The organism is Planctomycetota bacterium, assembly GCA_039182125.1.
Lineage (GTDB): Bacteria > Planctomycetota > Phycisphaerae > Tepidisphaerales > Tepidisphaeraceae > JBCDCH01.
On record JBCDCH010000003.1, the window covers coordinates 107,448 to 117,045 of the forward strand.

Annotated in this window: 5 protein-coding genes; 4 read left to right on the forward strand and 1 reads right to left on the reverse strand. The window is 63.5% G+C overall.

From position 1 onward, the window contains the following. Positions 1-4 precede the first annotated feature (4 nt). The 4 genes from AAGD32_01465 to AAGD32_01480 all read left to right on the forward strand — a co-directional run bounded on the left by AAGD32_01465 (position 5) and on the right by AAGD32_01480 (position 9,007). Positions 5-898 (forward strand): exosortase-associated EpsI family protein, encoded by an 894-nt coding sequence (locus AAGD32_01465; protein MEM8872901.1) that lies wholly within the window; start codon positions 5-7, stop codon positions 896-898. A gap of 40 nt (positions 899-938) precedes the next feature. Further along, positions 939-5,678, forward strand: coding sequence for a tetratricopeptide repeat protein (locus AAGD32_01470; GenBank protein MEM8872902.1), 4,740 nt, complete (start codon positions 939-941; stop codon positions 5,676-5,678). A gap of 234 nt (positions 5,679-5,912) precedes the next feature. Next, positions 5,913-8,159, forward strand: a complete 2,247-nt coding sequence (locus tag AAGD32_01475) for a hypothetical protein (protein MEM8872903.1) — start codon at positions 5,913-5,915, stop codon at positions 8,157-8,159. Positions 8,160-8,278: 119 nt separating this feature from the next. Further along, positions 8,279-9,007 (forward strand): hypothetical protein, encoded by a 729-nt coding sequence (locus tag AAGD32_01480; GenBank protein ID MEM8872904.1) that lies wholly within the window; start codon positions 8,279-8,281, stop codon positions 9,005-9,007. An 86-nt stretch (positions 9,008-9,093) separates the two neighbouring features. Here the strand turns inward: AAGD32_01480 and AAGD32_01485 are convergent, their stop codons facing one another. Then, complete coding sequence (locus AAGD32_01485) at positions 9,094-9,501, reverse strand: HU family DNA-binding protein (protein ID MEM8872905.1); 408 nt, start codon at positions 9,499-9,501, stop codon at positions 9,094-9,096. Positions 9,502-9,598: the final 97 nt, after the last annotated feature.

Consider the following 9,598-nt stretch of genomic DNA (forward strand, 5'->3'; position numbering starts at 1 on the left):
TGCCATGAGTGACCCCAATCCCAATCACGCGAAGTCAGGCCTGTTCAGGCCGTCGTTTATTGTCGTCGCCTCGATCCTGCTGGTCTCGGCACTATCGCTGACGGCCGTGGTGCAGGCGCTGGAACTGCACTTCAAGAAAGAGCCCGTGTCGTTGGAGAGGCCGCTGCAGTTGGCGGTGCCGCGCGAGTTCGGGCCCTGGGTCTTGGCGTCGGTCGACGTGCCGATGGGGGCGGACATCGAGGAGGCGATGGGCACCGATGAGTACCTGACCCGCTTCTATCTGAACCGTGAGATCGCCGGCGATCTGATCCCCGACAATATCGCCGAGCTGACGTCCGACCAACTCGCCCCGATCGTCAACCGGGTCGTCCGTGACAAGCCCGAAGCAGCGGTGAAGCTGCACATGGCTTACTACACCGGCTCGGTCGACACCGTGCCGCACGTCCCCGACCGCTGCATGGTGGCCGGCGGGTTCGCCCCGGTGAACCCGCGGACCGCCGAGTGGAACGTGCTGCCGACCGACGACGGCTTCGCGCCGACCAAGCTGCGTTTCGTCGAGTTCCGCGACGAGGCCATCACGAAAGACGGTCCGGCTTACAACGTCGCCTACTTCTTTCAGGTCAACGGCGAGTACGAGCATGACCCGATCACCGGCGTACGGGCCAAGCTGATGAGCCTCACCGACACGCACGCCTATTTCTGCAAGATCGAACTTCTGTGCATCAGCCCCGATTCGGTCGCGGCCGAGGCAGCGATGGAGAACTTCCTCCAGCACGCCATGCCCAGCCTCGAAGAAGTGCTTCCCGATTGGGATCGCATCGTCAACGAGAAGCCGACCGACGAAATCAAGCCCGACGAATCAAAGCCGACGGCTGACACGATCGCCGCCGCCGACTAATTCCTTTCGCAGTTCGACCCCCACGCATCGCTCCATCATCATGGCCAAGAAACGCGTCAACAAGTCCATCCTGACCGCCGTCGTTGTCGGCTTCATCGTCATCGTCGGCGGTGGTGCGGTTGCTTACTGGGCCACGCAATCCGTGGATGTGGGTGAAGCGATGGCCGCGGGTGATGCGGCGTACGAGGCCGGCGACTACGAAGAAGCGCTGATTCAGTACCGTCGAATCACCAGCAAGATCAAGGACGATCCCGAGATCATCGTCAAGGTTGCCGACACGCGCAACCAGATGGCCGGCCGCGACCGCGACCCCGAGGACTTTGCCGCCGCTCGCGGCTTCTATCGCAATGCCCTCGAAGTCGATCCCGGTTACCTGCCGGCGCACTACCGGGTCGTCGACACGCTCACCACGATGGTCGAATACGGGATACGCCAGGACGGCATCCTCGGCAATCCGCGTGAGCGGGCCACCGATCTCCTCGCGCTCGAACCGGACAACGTCGCCGCCAAGAAACTGTTCGTGCTCTCGACCGTGCGTGAGTACATCGGCTCGCCCGAGGACATCAGCCCCGACGATCTCGATCAGGCCAGGTTGTACATGCAGGAGCTGATCGCGGCCGACTACGCGCTCGACGGGATGTCGGTGCAATGGCTGTCGCAACTGGCGGCCTTCGATGCTTCTCGGGATCGCAGCGTTCTCCCCAACGCGCCGACCGAGGCGGTCGAGGAGATCAATCGCCTCGTGAGCGGCCTTGAAGAGGTTGCCGGCGACGACGCGATGCGTTGGTACCACGCGTCCACCGCCGCCATGTCGGCCATGCAGATCGCCGGCATCGACCAGCAAGTCGACGTCGTTGATACCTGGCGTGAGCGTCAGCGTGCGGCCATCACCAAGGCCGCCGAACTGGCCGCCGAGGCTGCCGACGGTGAGCAGTTGATGACGATCGCGCCGACGTTCTCCCGGTTCATGGCCGGTGAGGGCGATGAGAAGTCCGAAGCGCTGTTCCGGCAGTTGCGTGAAGTGCGTCCCTGGGACGAGCGTCCGCGACAGCTGCTCGCGGAGTTTCTCAACGATCGCCAACGCTCGGATGAGGCCGTCGAAGTGCTCGAAGGTGAACTGCCCGAGGGTCCGGTCCTTCCCGGTCAGGATGGGCTGGCCGTCCGCAATCACCAAGCCCAGACGATTCGCCTGCGTGCCCTCTACCGCCTCGAAGCGCTCAAGAGAGTCGAGCCTGAGAACGCCGACGAGCGAGCCACGCGACTTGCCGAGATTCAGCCGTTGATCGACGCTTACGAGGAGCGTTGGCGTCGCCTGACCGACGTGCCGGTCGATAGCAGTCCAGACCTTCTGCAACTCAACGGCATGTACCAGATCGCCCAGGGCGATTACGCTCGCGGCATCGCCACGCTCAAGCGGGCCGACACTCTGGTCCGTCCCGCTGATCGGCTTCGCAAGCTCCGCCTTTGGTATGAACTGGCCCAGGCGAACCTTGCACTGCGTCAGACGGGCCCGGCCCGTCAGTACCTCGAGCAGATCCTGCAGTTCAATCCGGGCTTTGCCCCGGCCCGGTTGTCGTTGGCGCGGATGCACATCAGCGAACGTCGGTTCGATGCCGCTCAGGAGCAGGTCGAAGCATTGCTCGAAGCCGATCCTGACAACGAGTCTTACCAGCAGCTCGCCGTCCTCGCGCTCGGCGACGAAGCCCGCGGTCAATACGACGCGCTTCCCGAACAGACGGCATCACAGATCGCACGCAAACGTCAGGCGGCGATACAACTCAACATGCTCGACGAGGCGGGCCGGCTTCTCGCGAAGCTTGTCGAGGTTCAACCGAACAACCCCTCGGTCGCGTCGGCCCATGCGATCGGCTTGGTGCGTGCCGGTAAGACCGACGAAGCGATCGCCGTGCTTGAGCGTTCGCTCGAAGACCCGGTCGAAGGCATCGACAAATCACGGGCTGAAGCTCTGCTCAAACGCCTCAAAGCCGGCAGCATCGAAGAGTACGTCGACGCCAATGCGACCGAGTACCAGAAGAAGCTTTACGAGTACCAGGTGGCTCGCCTTCGCGGCGACATGGAGGGTGCCGATCTCGCCCTCGAAGAGGCCGAGAGGCTCCAACCCGAGGACAACGATCGGGCAACCCGTCTGAAGTTTCGCCGTCTTCTCGAGAAGGGCGAATTCGATGCCGCCGAGCCGTACTTGCAGCGTCTGGCCGCAAGCGCCAACGACGGGCTCGACGGCGCGAGTTACCGCATCGAGTGGTTGATGGCCCAATCGACGTCACGCGCCATTGAGGCGACCGAACGGCAGGCCGTTGTCGATCAAGCGTTAAGTGAATCGCGGGCGTTGGTTCGCGATCTTCCAGAGAGCGCCAACGCGGCACTTGTTCTCGCCAAGCTCCTCGAACAGGTCGGCGACAACGCCGGTGCGTTGACCGCTTACGAACGGGTGCGTGAACTCCAACCGAGCAACAGCGAAGCACTCGACGGACTCATCCGCATCAACCTCCGAGGTCAGAACGAACGGCAGGCCCGCTTCTACATTGACGAAGCCCGCGCCCTGTTCCCGCGGGATGAAACCTTCCAGGAGCGTGAGCTTCTGTGGGAGATGGCGTTCGGTGATCCCAAGATTGCCGTCGATGCCCGCCGTCGCGTTTACAACAACGACCCCGACGATGTCGAAAACCAGTTGCAACTTGCCCTCGCGCTGCGGCAGCAGGGCGAGCGCGCGATCCTCGATGACGTACGCAACAGCGAACGTGTCGCCCGGGAGTCCTTCACCGAAGCGGCGAGCCTCCTCGAGGGCATTATCACCAACGCTCCGGAGACGCGGCAGATTCTGCGCGTGATCCAGTTGGCCGTCGACACGCACCGCGCGAACAAAGATCTTCAGGGCGGACTGGCCGCGATTGAGAAGGCATCGGCCGTTGCCGATCTCAAAGACTCACCGTTCCTCGTCGGCTTGCAGGCGCAGTTCCTGTTCGAAGTCGGGGATGAGAACAACAACGGCAAGCCCCGCGCCGTCGAGTTCCTCGCACGGGAGATCGACCGTTTCGAGTCGGAAGCCGGCGAGGTTCGGGCGGACATGCGTCGTCGGCTTAGCGACTATCTCACGCAGATGGGCGAGCACGATCGGGCCATCGCAGTGCTCAATGTCGAGGACACGGCACTGCAGGAAGTGCGGCTCGAGAAGATGGCCAACCTTGGCCGGCTCGATGAAGCCGCCGCCGCCGTCGAGATACTCCTCCAGACCAAGCCGAACGATGTCGAGGTGCTGACCCTCGCGGCGTTCACCGAACTCAAGCGGCGTGACTTTGAGACCGCCAAGCAGTACATCGATCGCGCGGTCGACGTGACCAACGGCGGCAATGCCGCAGTGAAGTTCGTCCGAGGGATCTGGTACATGAGCGTGCCCGAAGGGCAGCGTGACTACGCCGCGGCGGTGGCCGATCTGTCGGACGTGCGTGACGTGCGGCCCGGCAACATTCAGGCTCGGTCTTACCTCGCGAACGCCATGCACAACACCGGTGCCCACGGTGACGCGATCAACGAGCTGATCAGCGCCCTGCAGGTCGCCCCGACCAACGTTCCGCTGCGACTTCAATTGGCCGGCCTGTACCGGACCGGCAACATCAAGAACGCCGAGTTCGACACACGTCGGCCGGATCTCGCGGCCAACGTGTTGGCCGACGGCCGGAACGAACCCGGGCTCGAGAACAACGTGGTGTTGCTGCGTGAGGAAGCGCGTTTGCGTTCGTTGCTCGGCGAGAACCGACTTGCCGAGGAACTGTTCAAGCGGGCAGTAGCCGCGTCGAACAACAATCCGCAGATCGTGCTGGGTTATCTCGAACTTCTGCTCGGCAATGGCAAGCCGCGGCTCGTGCTCACCGAATCAACCGAATTGGCCAACGGCGATACGGCTCAGACGTGGTGGATCCGTCCCGTGCGTGCCGAGGCGCTCGTCGCCGAAGGACGCAGCAGCGAAGCTCGCCGGGAGTTGGCGATGACGTTCGGGGCCGTGGCTGACAGCAACTTTGCCGCCGCCCGTGCGATCACCGAAGCTGCCGCGAAGATCATCGGTCCCGACTATGCCGTTGAACTGATCGGCGACCGGACCGAGGTGGCCCCGCGTTGGCGTGTGCTGTCGGCGGTCTACAAGTTCCGTGCCGGCAACGCCGAGCAAGCGATCGCCGAAGCCCGCTCGGCGTTGGAAGAAATGGATGCCGTCGATCCGATGCGCTGGCTGGCGATCAGCAGCCTCGGCAGCGCGCTGCTCGAGGTCGATCCCGCCCGCCCGGACGAAGCCCGGCCGTACCTCGAGCAACTCGTCGAGCGCGACGCCAACGATTTCAGTGCCTTGAACAACCTCGCATACTGCCTGACGCTCATCGGCGGTGATGACAATATTGATCGGGCGGTCGAGTTGAGCGGACGGGCTGTTGAGCTGATCGACCGTGTCATGGCGACCGGCAACACGCCCATCGCGCCGCGAAATCTGGCTTTCGTTTACGACACGCACGGCTGGGCATTGGTTCAAGACGGACAACTCGAAGCCGGCATTCCGATGCTGCTCAAGGCGGTCAACACGAACGAGTTCGTGCAGGGCTACTACCACCTCGCCGAGGCATATCGCCGCAATGGCGAGATGGAGCTGATGCGTGAGGTGGCCGGCCTGGGTGCGAAGCTGCTGAATCAGCCGTTGCAGCAGGGCGAGAACGTGACCGACGAAGTCCGAGCCCAATTGATCCAATGGGCCAACAACCAAGTGCCGACCAACTGACGCACGCTTATCCGCTCTGGGCCGGCTGGATCGGATAGTCGGGTGAAAGGAATTCCCGGCAGCGGCGTTGACTATGAGGTATGTTTCACTGTCCCGAACACGATTTTCGCGCCAGACGCGGTTGTCCGTCACGGGACCGCGCTGCACACTTAGCCCCACCCGAACACCACCACCCCACTTCCCGCTGCGTCCGAAAGACGTACCCGTTCGCGATCGAGGAGCCGGAGACTTGCCATGACCACGTTGCCGCAAACCCAGAGTCGTTTTCCACGTCCGACCAACGGCGTCGGAGCCAGTAACGGCCATCCGATGCCGCTGGCCCCGTTGGCCGGTCCGGCCGTTCCTGGGTCCGCGCCCGGCGGGCTGACCCCGGCCGACGTCTTCCGCGTCCTGCGGCAGAACCTGATTTGGATCATCCTCATCACCGGCTTGTTCCTCGCCGCCGGCTATGGCGTGTTCTACTACCTCAATCAGAACCACAAGGAGTTCCAAGCAATCGGCCTGTTGCGGATCAACAACGCAACAGCCGTCGACCCGGTCACCGGTCGGGTGCTCGAAACCAGTTCGGGCCGGATCAACATCGAGATCAAGCAGGCCACCGAGGCGGCGCTGCTCAAGTCCGACGACCTTTGGAGCGCGGTTCTTTCCGACACGACTTACAACGTGCAGGACACGGCCTGGTATCAGAACTTCGTCACTGGTACGCGGTTCAACGCTGCCGCGGCCAAGGCCGATTTCGAGGACCGTATCTCGATCAACGCGATTCCCGAGTCGGAACTGGTCCGCGTTGCCGTTAGTGCGCCGAGTCCTGATGACGCTCGCATCCTGACTAATGCCCTGATCAGCACGCACGTCGATCGCCAGAGCAACAACAACAGCAACAACGTCCGCAACCTGATCGCCGACTACAACCAGCAGATCAGCTCGCTTTCGGCCGAGATCGGCCAGATCGAAGCACGCATTTCCTCGCTGAGCCGCGGCACGGGTAGCGAAGGCAATGTCGATGCCCAGTCGCTGCTGGCCCAACAGGCCTTGCAGGACCTCCAGCGTCAGCGTTCCACCGCCATTGCCGACCTTGAAGCGGCCAAGCAGGCGTCGTCAGCGTTCAACAGCCAGATCAGCCGCGGCCTCGAGCCGACGGAGGTACAGCAGGCCGTCGAGATGGATCCCGAGGTGCAGAACCTGCGCCAGACGGTGACCGGACTCGAGATTCAACTTGAGCAGCTCCGCGAGAGGTTCGGTAGTGGCAACCAGGTCGTGAGGGACACCGAGCTACAGCTACGCGAGTTCAGTGCACGGATGGAAGACAAGGCCGCGATCGTCCGCAGTCGGGTTCGCGACCAGTTGATCACCGTCTACGGCAACGCCACCAACTCCGCCCAGGCAATCGTGGATGGCATTGATGAAGAGATCGAGATTCTCGAAGAGCGGATCGCGTCGTTGACGCAGCGGCGTACCGAACTCGCTGTCGCGACCGAGCAACGTGACCGAAAGGTCGAGCAGCGCGACAGCATTCAGAGCTACGTGTCGGCCCTGCGTACCACCATCAACCGCGGCGGTAGTGTTGCCATCGCCAACACGGTGCAAACGCCTGACATGCCGTCGTTCCCGAATCGCACGGTTGTCATGGGGGCGGCCGGTGTGTTGGGTCTCGGGCTGTCGCTCGGACTCGCATTCCTGCGTGAGCTGACCGACACCTCGGTCCGCAGCCCGCGTGACATCTCCCGCGTCGGCCAACTCTCGTTGCTGGGCATGATCCCACACGAGGACGACGACCCGCAGGCTGGCACTGGTCCGGTCAGCCGTGCCATCGAGCAGTCACCCGGTGGGATCATTGCCGAAGGTTTCCGTCAGCTTCGCAGCCGGTTCAACTACGCCGCGCCGCTCGAGACGACCCGCACAGTCATGGTCACCAGTTGTGGCCCCGAGGACGGCAAGACTTCGGTGGCAACCAACTTGGCGACCAGTCTCGCATTGGCCGGCCGGCGAGTTCTCTTGGTCGACGCCAACTTCCGTCGCCCGGAAATCGGCGGGCTTTATGGCATCGACACGCCCGGCTTCGCCGCCGCGTTGCAGACGCCGGGCCAACTGCCCAACCTCGTCGGCGCGACCGACGTCAACGGCCTGAGCGTGCTCCCTGCCGGCGAGGCGATGAACACCAACGAGCTCGTTGAGAGCCATCACTTCATCGAGTTCGTCGATCGTGCCCTCGAAGATTTCGACCAGGTCATCTTCGACGCGGGCCCGGTGATGCTCGTGAGCGAGTCGGCCGCTATGGCCGCCCGTGTCGATGGCGTCATCACCGTGGTGCGTGCCAAGGAGAACAGCCGCGGTGTCCTCCAACGCCTCCGCGATCACCTGCGTCAGCTCCGGGCCGAGCACATCGGCGTCGTGCTCAACGGCGTTCGTGCTCAGTCCGGCGGTTACTACGCCCGCAACATCAAGACCTTCTACGACTACTCCAAGAAGTCCGGGAAATGACTGGCGTTGCCCCCAACCTTCATCCACCAACGTGCCGGGAGCCTCGTGCGGGTTCCCGGCACGTTGCGTTTGAAACTTCGTGACTCCCGCGCGATGCCCGAGCTCGGTAGAATGTGATTATGCCGGCCGTCATGGATCCACCCGTGCCAACGGACGCGCCTCCGCCGGAACCGCCGGTGACGGGGGGAGGTGGTGATGGTGACGGCGACAACGGTGACGGGCCGTGGGTCACCGTCGGCCGGTACCGTTCGAGCTTCGAGGCCCACCTCGCCAAGCTCAAGCTCCAGTCCGAAGAAATCGACTGCGTGATCCTTCAGGAAAACACCGCCAACTTGCAGCTCTTCGGCGTGCTCGGCGGCGGGGCGTTGTTGCAGGTCCCGAGCCCGTTGGCCGAGACGGCCAAGGCCATTCTCGCGGACATCGGCACCGAGCGCTACGCCACCGACGAAGATGTCGAGTGGACGCCGATTGCCCGCTTCGAGAGTGGCCACGAGAGTTCGCTTGCCGCGTCGGTGCTGGAGACGCACGGCTTTCGCGTGGGTGTGGGCGATGTGACCGAGGGGCCACATCGCGGGGCGTCGCTGTTGCACGTGCCCGCCGACGAAGTATCGGCCGCACGCGGGGTGCTCAAATCGTCCCCGGCTCAACACGCGTTGCTGACCGAGGCCGAGATGAGCGAGCCGCCCCAGTCGTGGCAGCGGCCGCCTTGGGCGGGTTGGTTGCTCGTGCTTGTCGTCGCCAGCCCCTTGTTGTTTGCGGGCGTGCCAGGCTTGGTCGTTGCCGTCCTCGCGATCGCGGGTTGGTTCACGTTCACCGGCATGCGCGACAACCCACGCGACTTCCGCTGATACACACACACGGCTCGCGAGAACGAAAAAACGCCGACGTCCGGTGATCGGAAGTCGGCGGTCTTGGTTGTCGCTGGGCGGGGCTTTTACTTCTTGGCCGGGAGGATTTCGTCCTTGGCGGCCTTGGCGACGCGGAACTTGACGACCTTCTTGGCCGGAATCTTGATCGACTCGCCGGTCTGCGGGTTGCGGCCCATGCGTGCCTTGCGGGCTTGCAGGACGAGCTTGCCGATGCCCGGGAGCAGGAAGGAGCCGGCCTTCTTGGTCTCGGCATAGGCGAGGCTGCCGAGGTGGTCGAAGATTTCCATAACCTGCTTGCGTGGCAGATCGAGCCGGGCGGCCATCTCGTTGGCGAGTTGGCTCTTGGTCAGCGGCTTCTTGGGGTCGCGCTTGGGAGCGACTTTCTTGACGGCCTTCTTGGGGGCGGCCTTTTTGACGGTCTTCTTGGCCGTGGTTTTCTTCACGGCTTTCTTTGCGGTCTTTTTCGTTGCCATGGGATGTCGTCCTCCGCGGTCACGGCCTTGGGCCGACCGCTCGAACCGCCGCACGGATGGAGCCAACCCCCGGCCGCGTCGTGCGGAACGCTACCGG